The following is a 24,502-nucleotide window of genomic DNA, read 5'->3' on the forward strand; positions in this document are numbered from 1 at the left end:
GGCTGAACCCCCGTTTGCGGCCGTTTGCAACGCCGCCGCAGCCCCGCTGAAGAGGGGCGATGTCACAATTTCCGGGTCGGCGGGGATCGGGCTCTCATGTATAATCCCGATTTCCCCGGCAAGCTCGGTTTATGACCAAATTCGTCTTCGTCACCGGTGGCGTCGTCTCTTCTCTCGGCAAGGGCATCGCTGCTGCTTCGCTCGCGGCCATTCTTGAGTCGCGCGGCCTCAAAGTCACCCTCCTCAAGCTAGATCCCTACATCAACGTCGATCCCGGCACGATGAGCCCCTTCCAGCATGGTGAGGTGTTTGTCACGGAAGACGGTGCGGAAACCGACTTGGATCTCGGCCACTACGAGCGTTTCGTCTCGGCCAAGATGCGCAAGTCGAACAACTTCACCACCGGCCAGATCTACGAATCGGTGATCCGCAAGGAGCGCCGCGGCGAATACCTGGGCAAGACCGTGCAGGTGATCCCGCATATCACCAACGAGATCCAGGCCTTCATCGAGAAGGGCGCGGCCGCGTCGCACGACGGCAAGGCCGACGTTGCGCTGGTGGAAATCGGCGGGACCGTGGGTGACATCGAGTCTCTGCCGTTCCTGGAAGCCGCGCGCCAGATGAGCCTGCGCATGGGCCGCAACCACTGCGCCTTCGTGCACCTGACGCTGGTGCCGTTCATCGCCAGCGCCGGCGAGCTGAAGACCAAGCCGACCCAGCACTCGGTGCAGAAGCTGCGTGAAATCGGCATCTCGCCGACCGCGCTGCTGTGCCGCGCCGACCGCCCGATCCCGGACGACGAGCGCGCCAAGATCTCGCTGTTCGCCAATATCCCGCAAGACGCCGTGATTTCGGTGTGGGACGCGGACAGCATCTACAAGATCCCGCAGATGCTCAACGAGCAGGGCCTGGACCGCCTGATCTGCGAGGAGCTGCGCCTGGATCCGAGGCCGGCCGACCTGTCGATGTGGCAGAAGCTGGTCAAAGCGCAGGAAAATCCCGAGCACGAAATCACCATCGGCATGGTCGGCAAGTACGTCGACCTGACCGAGTCGTACAAGTCGCTGATCGAGGCGCTGCGCCACGCCGGCATGCACACCGCCACGCGCGTCAACATCGAGTACATCGATTCCGAAGAGCTGGAATCGGGGCACCTCGAAGTGCTGGCCCCGCTGGACGCCATCCTGGTGCCGGGCGGCTTCGGCAAGCGCGGCACGGAAGGCAAGATCCGCGCGATCCAGTACGCCCGCGAGAACAAGATCCCGTACCTGGGCATCTGCCTGGGCATGCAGCTGGCTGTGATCGAGTTTGCCCGCCACCTGGCCGGCATGGGTGACGCCAACTCGACCGAGTTCAACCTCGAAACCGAGCACCCGGTGGTCGCGCTGATCACCGAGTGGGTGGACCGCGAAGGCAAGGTCGAGCAGCGCTCGGCCGATTCCGACCTAGGCGGCACCATGCGCCTGGGCGCCCAGCGCGTGCCGGTCAAAGAAGGCACCAAGGCCGGCACCATCTACGGCGCCGAGGTCAACGAACGCCACCGTCACCGCTACGAGGTCAACAACCACTACGTGCCGACGCTGGAAAAGGCCGGCATGGTGATCTCGGCCCGCACGCCGACCGAGAACCTGCCGGAAATGATGGAGCTGCCCGAGTCGATGCACCCCTGGTTCGTCGGCGTGCAGTTCCACCCGGAATTCACCTCGACCCCGCGCGATGGCCACCCGCTGTTCAAGGCCTACGTCGAAGCCGCGCTGGCCAGCCAGCAGCGCAAGGGCGCCTGAGGCCCGGCGGCAAGCAGGAGACTGTCATGAAACTCTGTGGATTCGAGGCCGGCCTCGACAAGCCGTTCTTCCTGATCGCCGGTCCGTGCGTGATCGAGTCCGAGCAGATGGCGCTGGATACGGCCGGCGAGCTCAAGGCCATCACCGCTGAACTGGGTATCCCGTTCATCTACAAGTCGTCGTTCGACAAGGCCAACCGTTCCTCGGGCAAGTCGTTTCGCGGCCTGGGCATGGAAAAGGGCCTGGAGATCCTGGCGACCGTCAAGCGCGAGATCGGCGTACCGGTGCTGACCGACATCCACGAGATCGACGAGATCAAGCCCGTCGCCGCCGTGGTGGACGTGCTGCAGACGCCGGCCTTCCTGTGCCGCCAGACTGATTTCATCCGTGCCTGCGCCCAGAGCGGCAAGCCGGTGAACATCAAGAAGGGCCAGTTCCTGGCGCCGCACGACATGAAGAACGTGATCGACAAGGCCCGCGATGCCGCGCGCGAAGCCGGCCTGCCCGATGACGTCTTCATGGCCTGCGAACGCGGTGTCTCGTTCGGCTACAACAACCTGGTGTCCGACATGCGCTCGCTGGCGATCATGCGCGAGACCGGTGCTCCGGTGGTGTTCGACGCCACCCACTCGGTGCAGCTGCCGGGCGGCCAGGGCACCAGTTCGGGCGGCCAGCGCGAGTTCGTGCCAGTGCTGTCGCGCGCCGCCGTCGCCACCGGCGTGGCGGGCCTCTTCATGGAAACGCACCCGGACCCGAGCAAGGCCATGTCCGATGGCCCCAACGCGGTGCCGCTGTCGCGCATGAAGGAACTGCTGGCCATGCTCAAGGACCTGGACACGCTGGTCAAGCGCGCCGGCTTCCTGGAAGACAATTTCGGCTGGCCGGCCTGCGCCTGAGCAGGCCCGGTTTTGTCACCACCGCAATGCCGGTGGTGACAAACCATATCGAAAGACAATACAAAAAATCGGGAGATACTTCATGGCCGCGGGCTATATCATCGCCTACGTCGACGTGACCGACCCCCAGCAGTACGAGGAGTACAAGGTGCTCTCGAGCAAGGCCATGCAGATCCATGGCGCCGAGGTGCTGGTACGCGGCGGCAAGACCGAGCCGCTGGAGGGCGAGTGGGCGCCGACGCGCGTCGTGGTGCTGAAATTCCCCAGCTATGACGCCGCCAAGTCGTTCCATGACGGCGAAGCCTATCGCGCCGCCCGCAAGGCGCGCGAGCATGCGGCAAAGATGAACATGATCGTGGTGGAAGGCGCGGCCTGAGATCGGTTGAGGCCGGGCCGCAGGCATGGCATGCGCCTGCCACGCGGACAGGTTGAAGTAATCAGCAGCAGCAAGAATCAACAGTCAGAGAGGAATTCATGAGTGCAATCGTAGATATCATCGGTCGCGAGGTTCTCGACTCGCGCGGCAACCCCACCGTCGAATGCGACGTGCTGCTGGAATCCGGCGTGATGGGCCGTGCGGCCGTGCCGTCGGGCGCCTCCACCGGTTCGCGCGAAGCCATCGAACTGCGTGACGGCGACAAGAGCCGCTACCTGGGCAAGGGCGTGCTGAAGGCCGTCGAGCACATCAACACCGAAATCTCCGAAGCCATCATGGGCCTGGACGCCTCCGAGCAGGCCTTCCTGGACCGCACCCTGATCGACCTCGACGGCACCGAGAACAAGGGCCGCTTGGGCGCTAACGCCATGCTGGCCGTGTCGATGGCAGTGGCCAAGGCCGCCGCTGAAGAAGCCGGCCTGCCGCTGTACCGCTACTTCGGCGGCTCGGGCGCGATGCAGCTTCCGGTGCCGATGATGAACATCGTCAACGGTGGTGCACACGCCAACAACAGCCTGGATATCCAGGAATTCATGATCATGCCGGTGTCGCAGACCAGCTTCCGCGAAGCCCTGCGTTGCGGCGCCGAGATCTTCCACGCGCTGAAGAAGATCCTGGCCGACAAGGGCATGTCCACCGCGGTGGGCGACGAAGGCGGCTTCGCCCCGAACTTCTCGTCCAATGAAGAGTGCCTGAACACCGTGGTGCAGGCCATCGAGAAGGCCGGCTACCGCGCTGGTGAAGACGTGCTGCTGGCGCTGGACTGCGCCGCCAGCGAGTTCTACCACGAAGGCGAGGGCGTGTACCAGCTGGAGGGCGAAGGCCTGAAGCTGTCGTCGACGCAGTTCGCCGACTACCTGGCCAACCTGTGCGACAAGTTCCCGATCGTGTCGATCGAGGACGGCATGGCCGAAGGCGACTGGGACGGCTGGAAGACGCTGACCGAGAAGCTGGGCGAGCGCGTGCAGCTGGTGGGCGACGACCTGTTCGTTACCAACACCAAGATCCTGAAGGAAGGCATCGAGAAGGGCATCGGCAACTCGATCCTGATCAAGATCAACCAGATCGGCACGCTGACCGAAACGTTTGCCGCCATCGAGATGGCCAAGCGCGCCGGCTACACCGCCGTGATCTCGCATCGCTCGGGCGAAACCGAAGACAGCACCATTGCCGACATCGCCGTGGGCACCAACGCCGGCCAGATCAAGACCGGTTCGCTGTCGCGCTCGGACCGCATCGCCAAGTACAACCAGCTGCTGCGCATCGAGGAAGACCTGGGTGATATCGCCAGCTACCCGGGCAAGAGCGCGTTCTACAACCTGCGCTAAGGCCTGTGGTCGTCATTCCCGCCCGCGCGGGAATGACGTACTGGTTCGCAAAGGGCGGCGGTACGGATTGATCTCCGGCCGCCGTTTTTGTATCGAAATCTGCCTGGCAATTGCCTTCCGGCCTGAGTTCGCAGATCATTGTGCGGAATTTCTTGTCCGCAACCTTTCATGCGTCTGATCTCGCTGCTGTTGTTCGTGCTGCTGCTTGCGATCCAGTATCCGCTCTGGCTGGGCAAGGGTGGCTGGCTGCGTGTCTGGGACCTGAACCGGCAGCTGACCGAGCAGGGCACCCGCAACCAGACGCTCAAGCTGCGTAACGCCAAGCTGGAAGGGGAAGTCGCCGACCTGCAGGACGGCACCGGCGCCATCGAGGAACGGGCCCGCTATGAGCTGGGCATGGTGAAGGAAGGCGAGGTGTTCGTACAGTTCGTCGCGCCGGCACCCAAGGTCAGCGCCACGCCCCCGCTGCCGCCGCCGCCGAACTCCGCGGCCGGCATGGCGCGCCACTGAGCGGGCGCCTGAGAGCCCGCCGTCTTCACAAGCACACCCAGGCAGTGGCATTGCGCCCGCTGCCGTCACCACCAGTACGGATAGCCCCAGCCGCCCCAGTAGCCGGGCATGCCGACGCTGACGCCACCGCCCCAGCCACCCCATCCGCCGTAGAACAGGCTCCAGTTCGTGTTGGGGTACGCCGCGCGCGCATACGCCTCAGCCTGCTGTTGGCGCGCGATGGCGTCCGCCTGTTCGCGCAGCACTTCCTGGTTGAGCGTATCGAGTTTCTGCCGCTGTTCAGCCGTCAGCCGGGCGGGCGGAATGGTGTTGGGCGCGAGCCGCGCCGTCGGCGGCGAGCCGTTGGCGTCGCGTGGCAATTCCGCGCAGCCGCCGGCCAGCAGCATGGCGCCGGCCAGCGCCAGGGAGCAAGCGCCACGCAGCCTGCCGCGCGAGGCGGTCGCGGTGGTGGCGCCGGAATCCTGCAGGGGGTGGGAGGCACGGGCGGACATGGTGGTTCTCAGGCGCGCTAGGTACTGCAGCTAGGTACTGCAATCGTACAGCCGTTGGACCGGGCGGCGCAGTGGATGTTTCCGTTGCGCCGCCCCGCACCTTCCTGATGTTCCGCCGTCGTGCGCGCCCGCGCTCAGTGGTGCTGGTGCGCGCCGGCACCGGCGCCGGTGGCGATGTGGGTGGCCGAGAACAGCTGGGCGCAGTCGACCGGGTCGAACTCGTAGCGCTGGCCGCAGAAATCGCAATGGATCTCGACATTGCCGCGCTCGGCGATGATGCTGTCGATCTCGTCCTGGCCCAGCGACTGCAGCATGCCCGCCACCTTGGGGCGAGAGCACGAGCAGTGAAAATGCGGCGTCAGCGGCTCAAACACGCGCAGGCCGGCATCCTGCAGGTCTTCCCAGAACAGGCGGCGCAGCAGCGTGTCAGGGGTCTCGGCCAGCAGTTCGTCGGCCTTGAGCGTGGTGCCCAGTTGCACGGCGCGGTCCCAGGTGTCCAGGTCCTGCGCACGCGCGTGGCTGGCCAGCGGCGCGCCGGTTTCGCCGACTTCCGCGGTGCCACCGTAGGCAGGCAGCTTCTGCAACAGCATGCCGGCGGCGACGTGGTCGTCCGCGGCCAGCCACAGGCGCGTGTCGAGCTGCTCGGAGGCATGCATGTAGTGCTCCAGCACCGCGCTGATCGAGGCCAGCGGGCCGTGGGCGTCGGCCAGCGGCACGATGCCCTGGTACGGCTGCTGCCCCGGCAGCTTGTCCTTCGGGTCCAGCGTGATGGCGAAGCGGCCGTGGCCGTGGGCGTGGACCATGTCGGCCAGCGTGGCGTCGTCGGCAATCTCGGCACCTTCCGCCAGCTTGGCGGTGGCGCGCATCGACAGGTCGGACAGGCACTCCACCACCAGCATGCGCACCGGGCCGTCGCCGTGCAGCTGCATCACCAGCGCGCCGTTGAACTTCAGGTTGGCCGACAGCAGCGCGGCGGCGGCCATCATCTCGCCCAGCAGCCGGCGGACCGGGGCGGGGTAGGTGTGGCGGCCCAGCACTTCTTGCCAGGTGGCTTCCATGCGCACCAGCTCGCCGCGCACGGGGGCCGCGTCGAACAGGAACTTCTGCAGGGTGTCGGGGGTGGTGGTATCGGTCACAATGTCGGTCGATGCTTCGGTTAGTGCTGCCGCGGGGCGCTGGACTGGGTTCAGCCGATCCGCTTGAGCTGTTGCTTGTACAAGGCCTGACGCGTGGCGTAGGTCTCGGCGTTGCGGTACAGGTTGGCGACGTCTTCGTCGGTCAGCTGGCGCACCACCTTGGCCGGCGCGCCCAGGATCAGCGAGCGGTCCGGGAAGACCTTGCCCTCGGTGACCACGGCGCCGGCGCCGACCAGGCACTCCTTGCCGATCACGGCGCGGTTCAGCACCACGGCCTGGATGCCGATCAGCGAGCCTTCGCCGACGGTGCAGCCGTGCAGCATGGCCTGGTGGCCGATCGAGACCTTGTCGCCCAGGGTCAGCGGGCAGCCCGGATCGGTGTGCAGCACGGAGCCCTCCTGGATATTGGTGTCCTGGCCTACCACGATCGGTTCGTTGTCGCCGCGGATCACGACACCGGGCCAGGCGCTGGCGCGGGACTTGAGGGTCACGTTGCCGATGACGGTGGCTTCGGGGGCCACGTAGGCATCGCTGTCGATATTGGGCTTGACGTCGCCGAGTTGATAAAGCGCCATGGGGTCTCCTGCACGAAAGGCTTTTGTTGAAATGGGGGTTGCCGCCGGACTTTAAAGGGTCGAGGCGGGCGCCGGGGGGCGCGGCAGTGGGCTCGATGCCTCGCGCGCGAGGCGCCACGGGACTGCGCGGCGACGGGTGCCGGCGAGGCCCTACAATGGCGGCAGTCCGGATTTTACGCCCATGCCAGAAAAAACACCCGCCGTCGCTTTGCCTGATCCATCACTTTCGCCACGCCGCCAGGCGCTGGCGGTGCTGTGCATGAAGGATGCGCGCGCCAAGGCCGCGGCGGCGCGGGCGCTGTATCGGCAGGCAATGGCGCTGCCAGATGAGGCGCTGCGCCCGGACGAGGCGATCGAGGCCGAAGACGCCGGCCGCATCCCGGGCCGTCCCGAGCGGCCGCCGTTGGTGGCGCCGCAGGGCGTCGAGCGGCGCCGCTCGCTCCATACCGCCGCCGGCCGCGCGGCGATGATCCACGCGCTGTGCCATATCGAATTCAACGCGATCAACCTGGCGCTCGACGCGGCATGGCGCTTTGCCGGCATGCCGTCCGCCTACTACCGCGACTGGTTGCGCGTGGCCGATGAAGAGGCGTACCACTTCACGCTGCTGGCCGACCACCTCGGCACGCTGGGCGCGGCCTATGGCGATTTCCCGGCGCACAACAGCCTGTGGGAGATGACCGACAAGACCGCGGGCGACGTGCTGGCGCGCATGGCGCTCGTGCCGCGCACTTTGGAAGCGCGCGGGCTCGATGCCTCGCCGCCGGTGCGCGCCAGGCTGGCGGGGGCGGGCGACCATGCCGCCGCGGCCATCATCGACATCATCCTGCGCGATGAGGTCGGGCACGTGGCGATCGGCAATCACTGGTATCGCTGGCTGTGCGCGCAGCGCGGGCTGGAGCCGGTCGGGACTTATGCAAAGCTGGCCGAGCAGTACCGTGCGCCGAAGCTGCGCGGGCCGTTCAATCTCGAAGCCCGCCGGGCGGCGGGCTTCGACGAGGACGAGCTGGCGTGGCTGGAGGCGTCTGCCGGCTAAGCCGACTGCCGCCGCTGCTCGGCGCGCTCCTCTTCCAGCAGCCGCAACACCCGCCGCTGGATCTTGCCCGTCGTCGTCATCGGCAACTGGTCGATAAACTCGATCGCCTTCGGATATTCATACGGCGCGAGCTGCCCACGCACATGCGCCTGTAATTCCGCCACCAGCGCCGCATCGCCATCGAACGAGCGCGCCACCGCAGGCGTCAGCACCACGAAGGCCTTGACCACCGCGCCGCGCTCGGGATCGGGCGAGGGCACCACGGCGCAGTTGGATACCGCCGGATGCTTGAGCAGGCAGTTCTCGATCTCGCTCGGCCCGATGCGGTAGCCCGAGGACTTGAAGACATCGTCCGCACGCCCCTGGTACCAGAGATAGCCATCGGCATCGATGCGCGCCAGGTCGCCGGTGCGGCACCAGCGCAGGCCGTCGCGCTCGACGTACTTGGCTTCGGTCGCGGCCTCGTTCTTCCAGTAGCCGAGAAAGAACACCGGATCCGGATGCCCGGCGATATCGGTCGCGCACACCGCGACCTCGCCATCCTCGCCTGGCGGGCAGGGCCGGCCTTCGTCGTCGATCACCTGCACGCGGTGGCCGGGGTAGGGGCGTCCCATCGAGCCCGGCCGCGCCGGCCAGCCCAGCCGTTCATCGTCGTACTGTGCGGTGCAGTTGCCGACGATGTAGTTGATCTCGGTCTGGCCGAACATCTCGTTGACGATCACGCCCAGCGCGTCGCGGCACCAGCCGAACACGGTCTCGCCCACCGCCTCGCCGGCACTCATCAGCGCGCGCAGCTTGATCGCATAGCACTGCTGCGGCTCGGGGCAGGCCTTCATCATCTGCTTGAGCGCGGTCGGGAACAGGAAGGTGCTGGTGACGGCGTAGCGCTCCAGCAGCTCGAAGGCGCGCTCGGCGGAGAAGCGCCCCTGGTAGCCTACGATCGGCTTGCCGAAGTACAGCGCCGGCATCAATGCATCCCACAGGCCGCCGGTCCAGGCCCAGTCGGCGGGGCTCCAGAACACGTCGTCATCCTGCGGATACCAGTTCTGCGAGCAGACGAAGCCGGTCAGGTTGCCGATCAGCGCGCGGTGCGGGATCAGCGCGCCCTTGGGCGGGCCGGTGGTGCCGCTGGTGTAGATCAGCACCGCGGCCTCGTCGGCCTTGGTCTGCTCGGCGGTGAAGGTGGGCAGTTGCGCGGCCAGCAGCACGTCCCAGTCGTGGTCGCCGCGCCCGTGCGCGTCGCCTGCGGCGATCACGGCGGCCAGCGTCGGGCATTCCGGGCGCGCGGCCAGCACGTTGTCGATCGAGGTCTCGTCGGCGATGGCAACGTTGGCTTCGCTGTGCGCAATGCGGTAGGCCAGCGCCTCGGGCCCGAACAGCATCGACAGCGGCATCGCGATCGCACCGAGCTGGTAGATCGCCATATGCGCGATCACGGTCTCGATCCGCTGCGGCATCACGATCGCGACGCGGTCGCCGCGCGCCACGCCGAGCGCGCGCAGCGCCGCCGAGAGCCGGTTGGCCTCGGCCTGGATGTAGGCGAAGGTATGGGCATTGCGGCGGCCGTCCTCGTGCTCGGTGTAGACGGCGATGCGGTCCATGGTGGCCGGATCGCGCGCCCAGCGTCCGCAGCAGGCCTCGGCGATATTGAACTGCGGGGGGATTTCCCAGCGGAAGGATTCGTACAGGGCGCGGTAATCGTCGCGCCGGCTTGCCGGCAAGGCAGCTGCGGCCATCCAAGGTCTCCTGTAGGTCCGCCCGGCGCTATAATGCCCGCAAGCGAACGATCGTTCTATTTTGTTCGGGCTTCCCCTGCCACCCCCGCGGCGCCGCAGTCAGCGGCAGGAAGACCCCGACGCAAGGGTGGAGACAATGACAATCAAGGAAACCTCGCGGTCTGAATTTATCACGTTGCGCGGGCTGCGCTACCACGTGCGCCACTGGGGCACGCCGGGCGCGCGCAAGCTGTTCATGCTGCATGGCTGGATGGATGTGGCCGCGTCGTTCCAGTTCCTGGTCGACCACCTGCGTGGCGACTGGCACGTGATCGCGCCGGACTGGCGCGGGTTTGGCGAGACCGACTGGCCCACGCGCTATCCGGGCACGCAGTCGTACTGGTTTGCCGACTACATCGCCGACCTGGAGGCGCTGCTCGACCATTACCAGTCCGAAGGGCAAGTCGACCTGGTCGGCCACAGCATGGGCGCCAACGTGATCTGCCTGTACGCCGGCATCCGCCCCGAGCGCGTGCGCCGCGTGGTGGACCTGGAGGGCTTCGGCATGACGGCGACGCGGCCGCAGCACGCGCCCAGGCGCTATGCGCGCTGGCTCGACGAACTGCGCGCCGGTGCCGGACTGAAGACGTATGACAGCGTGGAGGGTGTGGCCGCACGCCTGCAGAAGACCAACCCGCGCCTGCCGGACGACCGCGCCGCCTTCCTCGCCGCGCACTGGTCGCGCCAGAACGCCGACGGCCGCTGGGAGATCCTGGGCGATCCCGCGCACAAGCTGGTCAACCCGATGCTGTACCGGGTCGACGAAGTGATGGCGATCTGGGAGCAGGTCAGCGCGCCGGTGCTGCACGTGGAAGCGCGCGACTCGGACACGCTACGCCATATCGCCCACAAGCAGACCATCGCCGAGTTCAAGGAGCGCTTCCGCGCCTTCCGCGATTTCCGTGAAGAGGTAGTCGACGATGCCGGCCACATGCTGCACCACGACCAGCCCGCCGCGGTGGCGGCGCTGGTCGAGTCGTTCTGCAGCTGACGCTCACGCGTGCGTGAGCTTTTCCTTCAGCGCGGCGTTGTTGCTGGTGTGCACGTGCACCAGTGCCTTTTCCGGGAAGGCATAGTGGTAGGCGCGGCGCAACGCCAGCGCGGCTTCATGGAAGCCTGACAGGATCAGCTTCTGCTTGTTGGTGTAGAAGGCGATATCGCCCGCGGCAAAGATGCCGCGGCGCGAGCTTTCGTAGGTGGTGGTGTCGACCAGGATGCGGCCAGCGCGCATGTCCATATCCCACTGCGCGATCGGGCCCGGTTCGGACACCAGGCCGTACAGCGCCACCAGTTCGTCGGCGGGCACGACCGTGCTGCCGTCGCGCGTACGCACCTCGACTTCGGTGAGCGCGCCACCTTCCCCAGTGGTACGCAGCGCGCCCAGCATGCCGACCACGAAATCCATCTCGCCGGCCGCCACGGCCTCGCGCATCTCCGCGACGGTGCCATCGGCGGCGCGGAAGCCCTCGCGCCGGTGCAGCAGCGTTACGCGCGCGGCCACCTTGCGCAGCGCCAGCGCCCAGTCCAGCGCCGAGTCGCCGCCGCCGGCCACCACCACGCGCTTGCCGGCAAAGCGCGACACGTCGCGCACGGCGTAGTGCACGTGGCGGCCTTCCAGCGCCGGTGCTTCCGGCAGCGACACGCGCTGCGGCGCAAAGGCGCCGGCACCCGCGCAGATCAGCACCGCGGCGACATCGAAGCGCTTGCCGCCGTCGGTGGTCACCAGCAGGCGCTGGTGGGCGGGATGGCCACCCTGCGGCGGCTCTGCCGGGATTTCGGACAGGCTCTCGGCGCGCTGGCCGAAGTGCATCGGGAAGGCAAACGGCTCGCACTGTTCCAGCAACCGGTCCACCAGCTCTTGCGCCAGGCAGCCCGGCACGGCGGGGATATCGTAGATCGGCTTCTCGGGGTAGAGCTCGGTGCACTGGCCGCCGGCGCGGTCCAGTACATCGATCAGTTCACATTTGAGGCCGAGCACGCCGGCCTGGAACGCGGAGAACAGCCCGACCGGGCCGGCGCCCACGATCAGGACGTCGGTGGTGGTGACGGCGGGGGAGGTGTCGTTGGACATTGAGCATGGCGGGCACACCAGGCGCCCGAAGAAGACGGTGCAAAGCCCGACTATACCCCCCGCAAGGCCCGTTTCCGCCGACGCCAGCGTTGCCGGCAGGGCTTTGCCAGGGCACGCCGGCGTCACGCAAGCAGGGGCGACAAGAGTAGAATGGCGCCATGCAAAACGCCAATGCCCTCAACGCCGACCTGCACTGCCATTCCACCGTGTCCGACGGCACGCTGTCACCCCGCGCGGTGGCGCAACTGGCCCGCGATGCGGGGGTCGCGATGTGGGCGTTGACCGACCATGACGAGCTGGCCGGCCAGGCCGAGGCGCGCGCTGCGGCGGAAGAATTCGGCATGCGCTATGTCCCGGGCGTGGAGATCTCGGTGACCTGGGCGGGGCAGACCGTCCATATCGTCGGTCTGCAGATCGACCCGTTCTGCCCCGAACTGATCGACGGCCTGACCGACACCCGCTCCGGCCGCGCGCGCCGCGCCCGCGATATCGGCGATGCGCTGGCCAAGGTCGGCATCAGCGGCGCCTTCGAAGGCGCGCTCAAGTACGTGGGCAACCCGGACCTGATCTCGCGCACACACTTTGCGCGGTGGCTGGTCGACGAGGGCCGTTGCACCACCATCGGCGATGTCTTCAGCGAATACCTGTCCGAAGGCCGCCCGGGCTATGTCGGCCACCGCTGGGCCAGCCTGGCTGACGCGATCGGCTGGATCCGCGCCGCCGGCGGCATTGCCGTGATGGCGCACCCGGGCCGCTACAACTACACCGTCACCCAGCACGACGCGCTGTTCGACGAATTCACCGCACTGGGTGGCGGCGCGGTCGAGGTCGTGACCGGCAGCCATACGCCGGACCAGTACCGCCGTTATGCCGATGTGGCGCGCCATTACGGGCTGCTGGCCTCGCGCGGCTCGGACTTCCACGGCCCCGGCGAAGGGCGGGTGGAGCTGGGCGCGCTGCCGCCGCTGCCGCCGTCGGTCACGCCGGTCTGGCACGACTGGTAAGCGCACGCCCGGCATGGGCCTCCGTTTCGATCCCCCGATCCGTCAGCATCCGTTACCGACACCTGGTCCATGTCCCAGTACTTCGAGATCCATCCGCTCAACCCGCAGTCGCGCCTGATCAAGCAGGCCGCCCAGATCCTGCAGAAGGGCGGGCTGATCGCGCTGCCGACCGACTCCAGCTACGCGCTCGCCTGCCAGCTCGACGACAAGCACGCGGTCGAGCGCCTGCGCCGGCTGCGCGGCATCGACGACCGCCACCACCTGACGCTGATGTGCCGCGACCTGTCCGAACTCGGCAACTTCGCCCGCGTCGACAACCGGCAGTACCGCTGGATCAAGGGCGCCACCCCGGGCCCCTACGTGTTTATCCTGGAAGCGACCAAGGAAGTGCCGCGGCGGCTCTCGCACCCGGCGCGCAAGACCATCGGCGTGCGCGTGCCCGACCATGCGATCCCGCTGGCGCTGCTGGGCGAGACCGGCGAGCCGCTGATCTCGGCCACGCTGCAGATGCCGGGCGACGAGAAGCCGCTCAACGACCCGTCGGAAATCCGCGCCCGGCTGGAAAAGCAACTCGACCTGGTGGTGTGCGGCGGCCCGGCGCCGGCGCAGCCGACCACGGTGATCGACCTGACCGGCGGCGAGCCCGAACTGGTGCGCGCCGGCCGCGGCGACATGGAGCGATTCGGGCTCTGAGCGCTGCCACGGACGCCGCGACAGGTGCGTCGTCCTGCGCCTGGCAGCTTGCCGGGCCGTTACAATAGGGACCATGGATTCCTCCCTTATCCAGACCTTCGCGGTCTATGCCCTGCCGGTGCTGTTTGCCATCACGCTGCACGAGGCCTCGCACGGCTACGTGGCCAAGCTCTTTGGCGACAACACGGCCTACGCGCTTGGGCGCGTCAGCCTGAACCCCATCCGCCACATCGACCCGATCGGCACGGTCGCGGTGCCGTTGCTGCTCTACATCATGACCAGCGGCCAGTTCGTGTTCGGCTATGCCAAGCCGGTGCCGGTGGTGTTCGAGCGCCTGCGCAATCCGCGCTGGCACGGCATGTGGGTGGCGCTGGCCGGGCCCGCCAGCAACGTGGTGCAAGCCTTCGTCTGGGTGCTGCTGGCGATCGGCCTGACCTGGGGTGGCGTGCGCGAACCGTTCTTCGGCGAGATGGCGCTGGCCGGCGTGCGCGTCAACCTGGTGGTGGCCGCCTTCAACCTGTTCCCGGTGCCGCCTTTGGACGGCGGCCGCGTGCTGACCGCGCTGCTGCCGCAGCGCATAGCCCGCGCGGTTTCCCGCATCGAGCCTTATGGCATCTTCGTGGTGCTGGCGCTGGTGGCGGCGGGCGTGATCACCACGATCTGGATGACGCCGGTGGTCAACGTGCTGATGTCGCTGATCGAGCTGATGCTGCGCCCGATCGTGATGCTGCTGCAGTGAGCGGAAGGGGTAATGGGAGGTGTAATGCCATGATGCCGCTGCAACCCGCATCGCATGCCGGACTTTCAGAACCATCTCGCTGGGTCACGCGCTGGGCCCACCTGCTGCGCCCGGGCGCACGCGTGCTCGACCTGGCCTGCGGCAGCGGCCGCCATGCCGCCTGGCTGGTCGCGCGTGGCCATGCGGTGCTGGCGGTCGACCGCGATGCCGACGCCATCGCCGGCCTGCCGGCGGGCGTCAGTGGCCGCGTGGCCGGCCTGGAGCAGGGCGGCTGGCCGCTGGCAGGGGAGGCGCCGTTCGACGCCATCGTCGTCACCAACTATCTGCACCGGCCGCTGTGGCCGCACTTGGCCGCCGCGCTGGCGCCGGGCGGCGTGTGGCTGTACGAGACCTTTGCCGTGGGCAACGAAAGCGTCGGCAAGCCGTCGCGGCCGGATTTCCTGCTGCGACCGGGCGAATTGCTCGAGGTGGCGAATGCGCACGGCCTGCGCGTGATCGCCTATGAGGATGGCGTCATCGAAGTGCCGAAAACAGCCTTCGTGCAGCGGCTATGTGCGGTGCGCGCGGCGGATTCCGCCGACGATGCGGCTGCCCCTGCACGCTACCGCCTGGACCCGTGACCCTGGCCTCGGGCGGTCGGCGAGAATGCCGCTGCACACGTTGATACAGTTGGTAGCAACCCCTGTCCGGACAGCGGTCGAAGCGACCTGCGGTTCCGGTACAATCCCGTTATTCGCATCCCGAATCCCTAACCTTATGACACAGATTACCGGCAGCATTGTCGCCATTGTCACCCCGATGCATGAGGACGGCAGCCTGGACTTCCCGGCCCTGCGCGCACTGGTCGACTGGCACGTGGCCGAAGGCACCGACGGCATCGTGATCGTGGGCACCACTGGCGAGTCCCCGACGGTTACCGTCGAGGAGCACTGCGAACTGGTCCGCGTCGCCGTGGAACAGGCCGGCAAGCGCATCCCGATCATCGCAGGTACCGGCGGCAATTCCACCAAGGAAGCCATCGAGCTGACGGCTTTCGCCAAGAAGGTGGGCGCCGATGCGTCGCTGCAGGTCGTGCCATACTACAACAAGCCGACCCAGGAAGGCATGTACCGCCATTTCCGCACCATCGCGGAAGCGGTGGACCTGCCGGTGCTGCTATACAACGTGCCGGGCCGCACGGTCGCGGACATGAGCAACGAGACCATCCTGCGCCTGGCGCAGGTGCCGGGCATCGTTGGCGTGAAGGAAGCCACGGGCAATATCGACCGCGCCGCGCAACTGATCAAGGACGCGCCGGAAGGCTTTGCCATCTACAGCGGCGACGACCCCACGGCCGTTGCGCTGATCCTGCTGGGCGGCCACGGTAATATCTCGGTCACCGCGAACGTGGCGCCGCGCAAGATGCACGAGATGTGCGTCGCGGCGCTCAAGGGCGATGTCGTCACCGCACGCCGCCTGCATATGGAACTGATCGGACTAAACAAGGCCATGTTCGTCGAAGCCAATCCGATCCCGGTCAAGTGGGCGCTGCAGCAGATGGGCAGGATGGAAGGCGGTATCCGCCTGCCGCTGACCCCGCTGTCCGAGGACAACCACGAAACCGTACGCAAGGCACTGGCCGCCGCCGGCCTGCTGGCCTGATTTTCCGCGGCGTCTTGCTGTCGCTCGCTCAACTAGGATTGCGTGTCAATGAAACTGAAGCTTAACCGCCGCGGCGCGACGCAAGTCCGCCGCGCCGCTCTGGTTGTGCCCGTGCTCGCCGCGGGCGTGATTACCGGCTGCAGCAGCATCAACGAGGCGATGCAGCCCGACAAGATCGACTACAAGTCGTCGGCCTCGAAGCGCACGCCTACGCTGGATATCCCGCCCGATCTGACCAAGCTGGAGGGCGATCGCCGCTATTCGGTGCCCGACCAGAACGGTACCTCGACGCTGTCGAACTACAGCCAGGCCACGAAGGTACGCGAGCAATCCCCGACCGAGAACGTGCTGCCCTCCGCGCAGGGCATCCGCATGGAGCGTGACGGCAACACGCGCTGGCTGGTGATCAGCAACGGCATGCGCGGCGACCAGCTGTGGCAGCAGCTGCGCGGCTTCTGGCAGGAAAGCGGTTTCCTGCTGGTGCAGGACTCGCCCGAGACCGGCATCATGGAAACCGACTGGGCCGAGAACCGCGCCAAGATCCCGCAGGACATCATCCGCAACACCATCGGCAAGGTGTTCGATGGCCTGTACTCGACCTCGGAGCGCGACAAGTTCCGCACCCGGGTCGAGCGCTCGCAGAACGGCACGCTGGAGGTCTTCATCAGCCACCGCGGTGCGCAGGAGCAACTGACCGGCATCGACAAGTCCAGCACCGTGTGGACCCCGCGTCCGGCCGATCCCGAGCTGGAAGCCGAATTCCTGTCGCGCCTGGCGCAGCGCCTGGGCGTGCAGAAGGAGCAGGCCGACCGCATGGCCAAGAACCCGGCTGCTGCCGGCAATGCCGCAGCTCCTGCTGCTACCGGTACCGCTGCTGCTGCCGCGGGCACCGCTGCCCCGGCAGAAGGCGCGGCGACGGGCAAGTCGTACCTGGCCCAGGTCAACGGCGCCCCGGCGCTGCAGATCCCCGAACCGTTCGACCGCGCCTGGCGCTCGGTCGGGCTGTCGCTGGATCGCGTCAACTTCACCGTTGAAGACCGCGACCGCGCCCAGGGGCTGTACTACGTGCGCTATGTCGACCCGCGCACCGTTGCCGACAGCCGCGGCTTCTTCTCCAAGCTGTTCACCAAGCCGGAAGATCCCAAGACCGCCAAGAAGTACCGCGTGTCGCTCAAGGGCACCGGCAGCGGTACCCTGGTGACGGTGCTCAACGACGCCGGCCAGCCCGAGAGCGGCGAAATCGGCAAGCGCATCCTGTCGCTGCTCGACGAGCAACTGCACTGAGCCGGCAGGTGACCGGCATATCAACCGGCCGGCGCGCGACGCGTCGGCAGGGCAGGCCAGGGCGGGCGCATCCATGATGCGCTTTGCCTTCCTTGGCAGCGGCAGCGAGGGCAACTCGCTGCTGATCGAATCCCGCGAAGACACCACCACCACCCGCGTACTGCTGGACTGCGGTTTCGGCATCCGCGAGACCGCCCGGCGCCTGGAGCGCCTGGGCGTCACGCCGGACCAGCTTGACGCGGTGCTGGTGACGCACGAGCACGGCGACCATGTCGGCTCGGCCTACGCATTCGCGGCCCGTCATCGCCTGACCGTCTACACCAGCCACGGCACCTGGCTGGCCACTTCGCATCTGCGCGGCGCCGACGTGGCCGACGTGCGGGTCTGCTGCGCTGACCATGCGTTCGGCATCGGCAGCCTGCAGGTGATGCCGTACACCGTGCCGCATGACGCGCGCGAGCCGCTGCAGTTCGTGCTGTCCGACGGACAGGCGCGGCTGGGCGTGCTGACGGATGCGGGGATGGAAACGCCCTACGTGACGGCGCGCCTGTCAGGCGTCGACGCCCTGGTGCTGGAATGCAACCATGACCGCGAGATGCTGCGCAATTCGGTTTATCCGGCTTCGCTGAAGCGGCGCATCGGCGGCGACTTCGGCCACCTGGCCAATGAAGTGGCGGCGAGCATCCTGGGGCAGGTGGCCCATGCAGGCCTGAACCGCGTGGTCGCGGCCCATCTGAGCAAGCAGAACAACACGCGCGAACTGGCCACCGGCGCGCTGGCGACTGCATTGGGTGCGCTGCCGGCTGATGTGCTGGTGGCGGATCAGGATGAGGGGCTGGGCTGGCAGGCGGTGCGTGCCTGACGCGGCGGGATGTACAAGCGGCGGCCGCAGTAGCGTGGCGGCGCGCCAAATAAAAAAACCGGCCCGAAGGCCGGTTTTTTTATCGGTGAGAAACCGATTACTGCTTGGCAGCCGGAGCCGAAGCGTCAGCGGCCGGAGCCGAAGCGTCAGCAGCCGGAGCCGATGCGTCAGCAGCGGCAGCAGCCGGTGCAGCCGGAGCCGAAGCTTCAGCAGCCGGAGCGGCGGCAGCCGGAGCAGCCGTGTCAGCGGCCGGAGCAGCCGGTTCTTCCTTCTTGCCGCAGGCGGCGAGAGCAACAGCGGCCAGCAGCGATGCGATCAGGAGAGACTTCTTCATTGTTCGTCCTTTAACTTGTAATAACGGAAAACAGGCGATGAATAATTACCGGTAATTATCGCTCTTGAACTGCAAAATAGAGGCCCTCCCGGGTGCCGACATATGCAGTGGTCCACAGTACTAGCCAGCCGCCGATTATATCCGCGTTTTCCCGGCTTGTGTAGCGCAGAAATTTGCTGATTCGCATTGTTACGCATTATTACAGGCGCGGCCCCAATAGTAACCATCCTTCAAGCGCCCAGTGATGGAAAGTTTCCAGCAGGTCTGGCAAGTCCGCGCAGGCTGCAACATCTTCGCCACTAAGGTGGCGATAATCGGCCAATTTTTTCAGCCAGGGCATCAGTTCTGACGGGGGCTCGTAAGCTTCGCCATTCAGAAAGAAATTGGCCCGGTCGTAAAGCGCAATCGATGCCGGTGCAAGCACGACGCCGTGCTGGGCCGCCAGTTTCGCATAACGGCGCGGGGGAATGTCGGATATCTCGGCAAACTCGACGCCGGGCTTGGGCTCGGACAAGTGGCTGCCCAGAAATTCAGACACCATCTGGCTGTTCCATTGCAGCGCCTTCAGGCGTTCGGCGACGGCCTTGGCCATGCCCGCGGGCAATTGCGCGGGACGTGCCGCGGCGCGCTCGCCGGGGTCGGCATAACGGCCGCCAAGGTCTTCGTTGTCCTCGACCGTTTCTGAGAGCCATGCGAGGAAATGCCCGGCCAGTTCGCGATACGCCGGGGCGCGGAAACCGATCGAGCAGGTCATGCATTCGCCCTCGGCAATGCCGTCGTGCGCGTATTGCGGCGGCAGGTACAGCATGTCGCCGGGCTCCAGCACCCATTCCTGTTCGGCGCTGAAGTCGGCAAGGATCTTCAGCGGCATGTCGGGCACCAGCTCCAGGCTGGTCTGCGACGAGATGCGCCAGCGTCGCCGGCCCGAGACTTGCAGCAGGAACACGTCGTAGGAATCGAAGTGCGGGCCTACGCCACCGCCGTCGGTGGCGTAGCTGATCATCAGGTCGTCCAGGCGCGCATCGGGCACGAAACGGAAGCGGCCCATCAGTTCCGCTGCAGCGGCATCGTGCAGGTTCACGCCCTGCACCAGCAAAGTCCACTGTCGGGTCTTGACGGCGGGCAGGTTTTCGCGCGCAAATGGACCATGTTCGAGCTTCCAGCGGTTGCGGAAGTGCGTCACCAGTCGCGATTCGACATCGTCGCGGTCGGCAAGGTCAAAAAGGGCATCGCGCGACACAGGCGGCACGATTTCAGGCACCGCCTGTCGAATGAGCAAAGGCTTTTGGTGCCAGACATCCCGCATGAATGCAGCAGGCGTCATGCCACCGAGCAGGCCGAGCGGAGTGTCTGGATCGACGGGGCCAGGGGGCAGGGCCTGCGCGTATAATGCGGAATCGTTCATGGAGTCAAGAATTGAAAATCGCTAAGAACACGGTAGTGTCCGTGATGTACAAGCTTTCGGACGCGCAGGGCAATCTGATCGAGGAGTCAGATGAAGCCATGGTCTATTTGCACGGCGGGTATGATGGCACGTTCCCCAAGATCGAGGAAGCGCTCGACGGCCATGACACAGGCTTCGAAACCCAGTTGCAGCTGGAGCCGGATGACGCGTTCGGCGACTACGATGCCGATCTGGTAAAGGTCGAGCCGCGCAACCGTTTCCCCGAGCCGCTGGAAGTCGGCATGCAGTTCGAAGGCATGCCGGAAGATGGCGACGAAGAAGATTCCGTCATCTACACAGTGACCGACGTGGCCGAAGACAAGGTGGTGCTGGACGGCAACCATCCGCTGGCTGGCATGTCGCTGCGCTTCTGGCTGAAGGTTGCCGAAGTGCGCGAAGCCACCGCCGAGGAAATCGAGCACGGCCACGCCCATGGCGCTTCCGGCGTCGAGGTGGTGGACGAGGACGAGGACGACGATACCCCGCGCACGCTGCATTGATTTTGCTCCCCAGGGCCCCATGGAAAAGCCGGCTTAGCGCCGGCTTTTTCATTTCCGTGGCGGCAGCGAACATGTTCAGTGAACGGTCGGCGCGTCCTTGAGCACCACCGAGAACGGCGACCCCGCGCCTGGCGTGATCACCAGCTCGACCCACTGCGACACCGTGTCGTTCGGCAGCGACACGCGCGTGAAGTTCTGCAGGGGTTTGCCGGCGGTATCGCGCAATGGCTTGTCGATGCCGAAGCCGTTCTCGCCGGCATGCACCAGCAGCACCTGGCCGCGGAAACGCGCGGCCAGCTCGCGCAGCTGGCGCTTGAACTCGAGATAGCCATCGCGCGTGCGGTGCCGCAGGAAGCCGTCCAGCAGCGACGGGCGGCCTTTCTTCTCCCAGCCGTTGGCAAAGTGCGGGTCACCGTGCGCGACCACCACGATGCCGTCCATGTCCCGCTGCCGCGCCACCGAGAACGCACGCGCCAGCCACTGCCGGTTGGCCTCGCGCCGGTCCTCGAACTCGCTGTTGCGCCCGCCCTCGTTGCGGTAGTGGTTGTTGTCGCCGGGCACGTTCAGGCCGACGATCAGGACCTCGCCCACGCTCAGGCGCATGTTCTCGCGAAAGCTGCGGAACAGCGCCTGGTCCGATTGCCTCAGCACGGCCCGCGGATGGCGGCCCAGCGTGGCGTCCTCGGGGAAGAACAATTCGCGCAGCCGGTTCAGCCGTTCGACCGCGTCAAAGCTGCCGTTGACCGGCAGCTTGCATTCGGCCCAGTCGGTCTCGCCGGGCACGTAGACCAGCGGCAGCGGCGACTGGTTCAGCAGCTGCTGGCGGCTGGTCAGCACCGCATCGCTGCACGATTCCGTATCGCCCTTGATGCCGCCAGCGTGGATCACCAGGTCGAGCTTGCGCTCGGCGAAATAGTCGAGCAGCGCCGCCGCATTGGCTTCGGCGGCAGGCCATTGCGGCAGGTCGGCGGTCAGCGCGATGCGCGTCACCCGCGGCTTGGGCGGTGCAGTCTTGCCACCGCGGCCGGCCGGCGCGGCCCACGCCGTGCCGGCCGCGCACAGCAGCGGCAGCAGCAGGGCAATCAGGGCCCGACGCGAGGCGTTCATGCCGTGTCGACCGCCTCGCCTGCGAGCGCCTTGAGCCGGTATAGCGCCTCCAGCGCGGCGCGCGGCGTCAGGCTGTCCGGGTCCAGGTCAGTCAGGGCATCGATGACGGCGGCCTGTTCGGGCGCAAGGCGTGCTGCAGGCGCCGCGGCCGCTGCGTATGCGTCCTCGTCCTCGTCGCTGTCCGGCATCGGCGGCGCGGCAAACAGGTCCAGTTGCGGCGTGGGCGTGGCATCGGCCGATTGCTGCTCCAGCCACGCCAGGTGCTTGCGCGCGGCGCGGATCACCGGCTGCGGCACGCCCGCCAGCTGCGCCACCTGCAGGCCGTAGCTCTGGCTGGCGGGGCCGTCCTGCACCGCGTGCAGGAACACGATGCCGTCGCCATGCTCGACCGCCGACAGGTGCACGTTGGCCGCCTGCGGGAATTCCTGCGGCAGTTGCGTCAGCTCGAAATAGTGCGTGGCGAACAGCGTATGGCTGCGGTTGTGCGACAGCAGGTGGCGCGCGATCGCCCACGCCAGCGCCAGCCCGTCGAAGGTGGAAGTACCGCGCCCGATCTCGTCCATCAGCACCAGCGACGCCGGCGTGGCATGGTGCAGGATGCCGGCGGCCTCGGTCATCTCCACCATGAAGGTGGAGCGCCCGCCCGCCAGGTCGTCGGCGGCGCCGATGCGGGTGAAGATGCGGTCAATCGGCCCGATCACCGCGCGCCGCGCCGGCACATAGGCGCCCACGCAGGCCAGCAGCACGATCAGCGCGGTCTGGCGCATGAAGGTCGATTTACCGCCCATGTTCGGGCCCGTGATCAGCAGCAGCTTGCGCGCTTCATTGAGCTGGCAGTCGTTGGCGATAAACGCCACCGATTCCGCTGCGAGCTGGCCTTCCACCACCGGGTGACGGCCCTGCACGATATCGATGACGTTCTCGGCCACGCGCTCCGGCGCGGACCAGTCCAGCGTCTGCGCGCGCTCGGCCAGCGCCGCCAGCACGTCCAGCCGCGCCAGTGCGCCCGCCACGCGCTGCAGCTCGCCGATATGCGGCAGCAGCGCCTGCAGCAGGCCGTCGTAGAGCTGCTTCTCGCGCGCCAGCGCGCGGTCCTGCGCCGACAGCGCCTTGTCCTCGAACGCCTTCAGCTCGGGCGTGATGTAGCGCTCGGCGTTCTTCAGCGTCTGGCGGCGGCGGTAATCGTCCGGCACCTTGTCGGCCTGGCCGTTGGTGACCTCGATATAGAAGCCGTGCACGCGGTTGAACTCGACGCGCAGGTTGGCGATGCCGGTGCGGGTGCGTTCGCGCGCTTCCAGGTCGATCAGGAACTGGCCGCAGTTCTCGGAAATGTCGCGCAGCTCGTCCAGGTCCTTGTCGTAGCCGCGCGCGATCACGCCGCCGTCGCGCACCACGGTGGCCGGCTCTTCGGCGACGGCGCGCACCAGCAGGTCCAGGCAGGCCTGCGGCACGGCCAGTTCGTCCAACGTCCGGGCCAGCAGGACGCTGTCGTCGCCGGCGCGGATGCAGGCCTGCACGTCAGGCAGCGCGCGCAGCGTATCGCGCAGCGAGGACAGGTCGCGCGGGCGCGCGCCCAGCAGCGCCAGCCGCGCGGTAATGCGCTCGACATCGGCCAGACGGCGCAGCGCCGCGCGCAGTGCATCGGTGCCCTGGTCGATCAGCTCGCCGATCGCTTGCTGGCGTGCCTGCGGTACCGCGGGGTCGCGCAGCGGGTGGTGCAGCCAGTGGCGCAGCGCGCGGCTGCCCATCGCCGTGCAGCAGGTGTCGAGCAGCGAGAACAGCGTCGGCGACTCGCCGCCGCGCAGCGTCTCGGTCAGCTCCAGGTTGCGGCGCGTGGCCGAGTCGATGCCGACGTACTCCGATTCGCGCTCGACTTTCACGCCCTGCACATGGCGCAGCGACTGGCCCTGCGTGGTGGCGGCGTAGTTCAGCAGCGCTCCGGCGGCACCCAGCGCCGCGCCCAAGCCGGCACAGCCGAACGGGTCCAGGCTGGCCACGCCCAGCTGCTCGCGCAGCCGCCGCGTGCCGGCATCCTGGTCAAAATGCCATTCGGGCAGGCGGGTACGCGCGCACGCCAGCGCGGGCAGCTCGATGCCATCGGCGTACAGCAGCTCGGCCGGGCGGATGCGCTCCAGCTCGCGGCCCAGCTGCGCCACCTCGCATTCCATCAGGCGCAGCTCGCCGCTGGCCAGGTTCAGCCATGCCAGCCCGGTCTTGCTGATCCCGCGGCGCGTGGTCTGCTGGTGCACGGCCATCAGGAAGGTATCGGCCTTGTCCGGCAGCAGCGCGGCATCGGTCAGCGTGCCCGGGGTGACGATCCGCACCACCTTGCGCTCCACCGGCCCCTTGCTGGTGGCCGGGTCGCCGATCTGCTCGCAGATCGCCACCGACTCGCCCAGCTTGACCAGGCGCGCCAGGTACTGGTCCGCCGAATGGAAGGGGATGCCCGCCATGCGGATCGGCACGCCGTTGGAGGCGCCGCGGGCGGTCAGCGTGATATCGAGCAGGCGGGCCGCCTTCTCCGCGTCGTCGTGGAAGAGCTCGTAGAAGTCACCCATGCGGTAGAACAGCAGGGTGTCGGGGTGGTCTGCCTTGATGCGAAGGTATTGCTGCATCATCGGCGTGTGACGGCTGGCGCCCGAATCTACCTGCGCCTGTACCTGTTCGGGGTCTGTTTTCTTCTGCAATCCCATTGCCATTTTGCTTGTCTGGCGGTGGGGCTGCGCTGTGCCGCCCACTCCGCACGGATCGCCACCCTGGCGCGGTCCGGATAGCGGCCGCGCGGGGCCCTTCAGGGCCTGCAGGGCGGTCGTCCGACGGCCTGGGGCCGTGCGCGAAGGGGGCGTTTTCGAGTAT

The 24,502-nt window shown here is 67.2% G+C and carries 24 protein-coding genes; 15 read left to right on the plus strand and 9 right to left on the minus strand.

The window, feature by feature from the left end; translation table 11 throughout:
• Window positions 1-131 precede the first annotated feature (131 nt).
• From pyrG to ftsB, 5 genes are all read left to right on the plus strand, one after another.
• Window positions 132-1,784 (plus strand): CTP synthase, encoded by a 1,653-nt coding sequence (pyrG, locus tag AC10V3_RS05590; protein ID WP_349609411.1) that lies wholly within the window; start codon window positions 132-134, stop codon window positions 1,782-1,784.
• Between the two features lie 26 nt (window positions 1,785-1,810).
• Window positions 1,811-2,680, plus strand: coding sequence for a 3-deoxy-8-phosphooctulonate synthase (kdsA, locus tag AC10V3_RS05595; RefSeq protein ID WP_454751757.1), 870 nt, complete (start codon window positions 1,811-1,813; stop codon window positions 2,678-2,680).
• Window positions 2,681-2,762: 82 nt separating this feature from the next.
• The gene (locus AC10V3_RS05600) at window positions 2,763-3,056 is read left to right on the plus strand and encodes a DUF1330 domain-containing protein (RefSeq protein ID WP_349609409.1); all 294 of its coding nucleotides are present in this window, start codon (window positions 2,763-2,765) and stop codon (window positions 3,054-3,056) included.
• Between the two features lie 98 nt (window positions 3,057-3,154).
• A complete protein-coding gene (eno, locus tag AC10V3_RS05605) occupies window positions 3,155-4,444 on the plus strand; it encodes a phosphopyruvate hydratase (protein ID WP_022534195.1) in 1,290 nt (429 codons plus the stop codon).
• Window positions 4,445-4,612: 168 nt separating this feature from the next.
• Window positions 4,613-4,954 carry a cell division protein FtsB gene (gene ftsB, locus AC10V3_RS05610; RefSeq protein ID WP_022534196.1) on the plus strand — a complete coding sequence of 114 codons (342 nt, stop codon included), beginning with the start codon at window positions 4,613-4,615 and terminating at the stop codon, window positions 4,952-4,954.
• Between the two features lie 65 nt (window positions 4,955-5,019).
• Here ftsB and AC10V3_RS05615 read toward each other — a convergent pair whose 3' ends face one another.
• The 3 genes from AC10V3_RS05615 to AC10V3_RS05625 form a co-directional block, all read right to left on the minus strand.
• The gene (locus AC10V3_RS05615) at window positions 5,020-5,445 is read right to left on the minus strand and encodes a hypothetical protein (protein ID WP_022534197.1); all 426 of its coding nucleotides are present in this window, start codon (window positions 5,443-5,445) and stop codon (window positions 5,020-5,022) included.
• Between the two features lie 134 nt (window positions 5,446-5,579).
• Entirely contained in the window at window positions 5,580-6,581 is a 1,002-nt protein-coding gene (gene hslO, locus AC10V3_RS05620) for an Hsp33 family molecular chaperone HslO (protein WP_022534198.1), read from the minus strand.
• Window positions 6,582-6,631: 50 nt separating this feature from the next.
• Window positions 6,632-7,156, minus strand: coding sequence for a gamma carbonic anhydrase family protein (locus AC10V3_RS05625; RefSeq protein WP_022534199.1), 525 nt, complete (start codon window positions 7,154-7,156; stop codon window positions 6,632-6,634).
• Between the two features lie 181 nt (window positions 7,157-7,337).
• Here AC10V3_RS05625 and AC10V3_RS05630 point away from each other — a divergent pair, with 181 nt between their 5' ends.
• Window positions 7,338-8,192, plus strand: a complete 855-nt coding sequence (locus AC10V3_RS05630; RefSeq protein ID WP_490923237.1) for a ferritin-like domain-containing protein — start codon at window positions 7,338-7,340, stop codon at window positions 8,190-8,192.
• Here the strand turns inward: AC10V3_RS05630 and AC10V3_RS05635 are convergent.
• Window positions 8,189-9,928, minus strand: a complete 1,740-nt coding sequence (locus tag AC10V3_RS05635; protein ID WP_454751759.1) for an acetate--CoA ligase — start codon at window positions 9,926-9,928, stop codon at window positions 8,189-8,191. The genes AC10V3_RS05630 and AC10V3_RS05635 overlap by 4 nt on opposite strands.
• A gap of 136 nt (window positions 9,929-10,064) precedes the next feature.
• On the opposite strand from AC10V3_RS05635, the gene AC10V3_RS05640 reads away from it, so the two are divergent.
• A complete protein-coding gene (locus AC10V3_RS05640; protein WP_022534202.1) occupies window positions 10,065-10,958 on the plus strand; it encodes an alpha/beta fold hydrolase in 894 nt (297 codons plus the stop codon).
• A 3-nt stretch (window positions 10,959-10,961) separates the two neighbouring features.
• Here AC10V3_RS05640 and AC10V3_RS05645 read toward each other — a convergent pair whose 3' ends face one another.
• Window positions 10,962-12,038 (minus strand): NAD(P)/FAD-dependent oxidoreductase, encoded by a 1,077-nt coding sequence (locus tag AC10V3_RS05645; protein WP_490923239.1) that lies wholly within the window; start codon window positions 12,036-12,038, stop codon window positions 10,962-10,964.
• A gap of 158 nt (window positions 12,039-12,196) precedes the next feature.
• On the opposite strand from AC10V3_RS05645, the gene AC10V3_RS05650 reads away from it, so the two are divergent.
• From AC10V3_RS05650 to AC10V3_RS05680, 7 genes are all read left to right on the plus strand, one after another.
• The gene (locus tag AC10V3_RS05650) at window positions 12,197-13,042 is read left to right on the plus strand and encodes a 3',5'-nucleoside bisphosphate phosphatase (protein WP_022534204.1); all 846 of its coding nucleotides are present in this window, start codon (window positions 12,197-12,199) and stop codon (window positions 13,040-13,042) included.
• Window positions 13,043-13,111: 69 nt separating this feature from the next.
• Window positions 13,112-13,735 carry an L-threonylcarbamoyladenylate synthase gene (locus AC10V3_RS05655; protein ID WP_022534205.1) on the plus strand — a complete coding sequence of 208 codons (624 nt, stop codon included), beginning with the start codon at window positions 13,112-13,114 and terminating at the stop codon, window positions 13,733-13,735.
• Between the two features lie 73 nt (window positions 13,736-13,808).
• Window positions 13,809-14,474, plus strand: a complete 666-nt coding sequence (locus tag AC10V3_RS05660) for a site-2 protease family protein (protein WP_022534206.1) — start codon at window positions 13,809-13,811, stop codon at window positions 14,472-14,474.
• 29 nt (window positions 14,475-14,503) lie between these two features.
• On the plus strand, window positions 14,504-15,094 hold the full coding sequence (locus AC10V3_RS05665; RefSeq protein WP_490923242.1) for a class I SAM-dependent methyltransferase: 591 nt from the start codon (window positions 14,504-14,506) through the stop codon (window positions 15,092-15,094).
• 136 nt (window positions 15,095-15,230) lie between these two features.
• Complete coding sequence (gene dapA / locus AC10V3_RS05670) at window positions 15,231-16,115, plus strand: 4-hydroxy-tetrahydrodipicolinate synthase (RefSeq protein WP_022534208.1); 885 nt, start codon at window positions 15,231-15,233, stop codon at window positions 16,113-16,115.
• 48 nt (window positions 16,116-16,163) lie between these two features.
• Window positions 16,164-17,399: an NlpB/DapX family lipoprotein gene (gene bamC / locus AC10V3_RS05675; RefSeq protein ID WP_022534209.1), complete on the plus strand. Its 1,236-nt coding sequence runs from the start codon at window positions 16,164-16,166 to the stop codon at window positions 17,397-17,399.
• Window positions 17,400-17,472: 73 nt separating this feature from the next.
• Complete coding sequence (locus AC10V3_RS05680; protein ID WP_022534210.1) at window positions 17,473-18,261, plus strand: MBL fold metallo-hydrolase; 789 nt, start codon at window positions 17,473-17,475, stop codon at window positions 18,259-18,261.
• A gap of 97 nt (window positions 18,262-18,358) precedes the next feature.
• Here the strand turns inward: AC10V3_RS05680 and AC10V3_RS05685 are convergent, their stop codons facing one another.
• A complete protein-coding gene (locus tag AC10V3_RS05685; RefSeq protein ID WP_022534211.1) occupies window positions 18,359-18,595 on the minus strand; it encodes a hypothetical protein in 237 nt (78 codons plus the stop codon).
• 199 nt (window positions 18,596-18,794) lie between these two features.
• Window positions 18,795-20,000 carry a cupin domain-containing protein gene (locus tag AC10V3_RS05690; protein ID WP_022534212.1) on the minus strand — a complete coding sequence of 402 codons (1,206 nt, stop codon included), beginning with the start codon at window positions 19,998-20,000 and terminating at the stop codon, window positions 18,795-18,797.
• An 11-nt stretch (window positions 20,001-20,011) separates the two neighbouring features.
• Here AC10V3_RS05690 and AC10V3_RS05695 point away from each other — a divergent pair, with 11 nt between their 5' ends.
• The gene (locus AC10V3_RS05695) at window positions 20,012-20,539 is read left to right on the plus strand and encodes an FKBP-type peptidyl-prolyl cis-trans isomerase (RefSeq protein ID WP_022534213.1); all 528 of its coding nucleotides are present in this window, start codon (window positions 20,012-20,014) and stop codon (window positions 20,537-20,539) included.
• A 75-nt stretch (window positions 20,540-20,614) separates the two neighbouring features.
• Here the strand turns inward: AC10V3_RS05695 and AC10V3_RS05700 are convergent, their stop codons facing one another.
• Entirely contained in the window at window positions 20,615-21,646 is a 1,032-nt protein-coding gene (locus AC10V3_RS05700; RefSeq protein WP_490923245.1) for a hypothetical protein, read from the minus strand.
• Window positions 21,643-24,339, minus strand: a complete 2,697-nt coding sequence (gene mutS / locus AC10V3_RS05705; RefSeq protein WP_349609400.1) for a DNA mismatch repair protein MutS — start codon at window positions 24,337-24,339, stop codon at window positions 21,643-21,645. The genes AC10V3_RS05700 and mutS overlap by 4 nt, the downstream gene beginning before the upstream one ends.
• Window positions 24,340-24,502 lie beyond the last annotated feature (163 nt).

Source organism: Cupriavidus sp. PB-02 (assembly GCF_058252315.1).

Excerpts from the sequence above, each read along its gene's own strand:
- pyrG (WP_349609411.1), top strand. The coding sequence starts at position 132 with ATGACCAAATTCGTCTTCGTCACCGGTGGCGTCGTCTCTTCTCTCGGC.
- kdsA (WP_454751757.1), top strand. The coding sequence starts at position 1,811 with ATGAAACTCTGTGGATTCGAGGCCGGCCTCGACAAGCCGTTCTTCCTG.
- AC10V3_RS05600 (WP_349609409.1), top strand. The coding sequence starts at position 2,763 with ATGGCCGCGGGCTATATCATCGCCTACGTCGACGTGACCGACCCCCAG.
- eno (WP_022534195.1), top strand. The coding sequence starts at position 3,155 with ATGAGTGCAATCGTAGATATCATCGGTCGCGAGGTTCTCGACTCGCGC.
- ftsB (WP_022534196.1), top strand. The coding sequence starts at position 4,613 with ATGCGTCTGATCTCGCTGCTGTTGTTCGTGCTGCTGCTTGCGATCCAG.
- AC10V3_RS05615 (WP_022534197.1), bottom strand. The coding sequence starts at position 5,445 with ATGTCCGCCCGTGCCTCCCACCCCCTGCAGGATTCCGGCGCCACCACC.
- AC10V3_RS05625 (WP_022534199.1), bottom strand. The coding sequence starts at position 7,156 with ATGGCGCTTTATCAACTCGGCGACGTCAAGCCCAATATCGACAGCGAT.
- AC10V3_RS05630 (WP_490923237.1), top strand. The coding sequence starts at position 7,338 with ATGCCAGAAAAAACACCCGCCGTCGCTTTGCCTGATCCATCACTTTCG.
- AC10V3_RS05635 (WP_454751759.1), bottom strand. The coding sequence starts at position 9,928 with ATGGCCGCAGCTGCCTTGCCGGCAAGCCGGCGCGACGATTACCGCGCC.
- AC10V3_RS05640 (WP_022534202.1), top strand. The coding sequence starts at position 10,065 with ATGACAATCAAGGAAACCTCGCGGTCTGAATTTATCACGTTGCGCGGG.
- AC10V3_RS05645 (WP_490923239.1), bottom strand. The coding sequence starts at position 12,038 with ATGTCCAACGACACCTCCCCCGCCGTCACCACCACCGACGTCCTGATC.
- AC10V3_RS05650 (WP_022534204.1), top strand. The coding sequence starts at position 12,197 with ATGCAAAACGCCAATGCCCTCAACGCCGACCTGCACTGCCATTCCACC.
- AC10V3_RS05655 (WP_022534205.1), top strand. The coding sequence starts at position 13,112 with ATGTCCCAGTACTTCGAGATCCATCCGCTCAACCCGCAGTCGCGCCTG.
- AC10V3_RS05660 (WP_022534206.1), top strand. The coding sequence starts at position 13,809 with ATGGATTCCTCCCTTATCCAGACCTTCGCGGTCTATGCCCTGCCGGTG.
- AC10V3_RS05665 (WP_490923242.1), top strand. The coding sequence starts at position 14,504 with ATGATGCCGCTGCAACCCGCATCGCATGCCGGACTTTCAGAACCATCT.
- dapA (WP_022534208.1), top strand. The coding sequence starts at position 15,231 with ATGACACAGATTACCGGCAGCATTGTCGCCATTGTCACCCCGATGCAT.
- bamC (WP_022534209.1), top strand. The coding sequence starts at position 16,164 with ATGAAACTGAAGCTTAACCGCCGCGGCGCGACGCAAGTCCGCCGCGCC.
- AC10V3_RS05680 (WP_022534210.1), top strand. The coding sequence starts at position 17,473 with ATGATGCGCTTTGCCTTCCTTGGCAGCGGCAGCGAGGGCAACTCGCTG.
- AC10V3_RS05685 (WP_022534211.1), bottom strand. The coding sequence starts at position 18,595 with ATGAAGAAGTCTCTCCTGATCGCATCGCTGCTGGCCGCTGTTGCTCTC.
- AC10V3_RS05690 (WP_022534212.1), bottom strand. The coding sequence starts at position 20,000 with ATGAACGATTCCGCATTATACGCGCAGGCCCTGCCCCCTGGCCCCGTC.
- AC10V3_RS05700 (WP_490923245.1), bottom strand. The coding sequence starts at position 21,646 with ATGAACGCCTCGCGTCGGGCCCTGATTGCCCTGCTGCTGCCGCTGCTG.
- mutS (WP_349609400.1), bottom strand. The coding sequence starts at position 24,339 with ATGGGATTGCAGAAGAAAACAGACCCCGAACAGGTACAGGCGCAGGTA.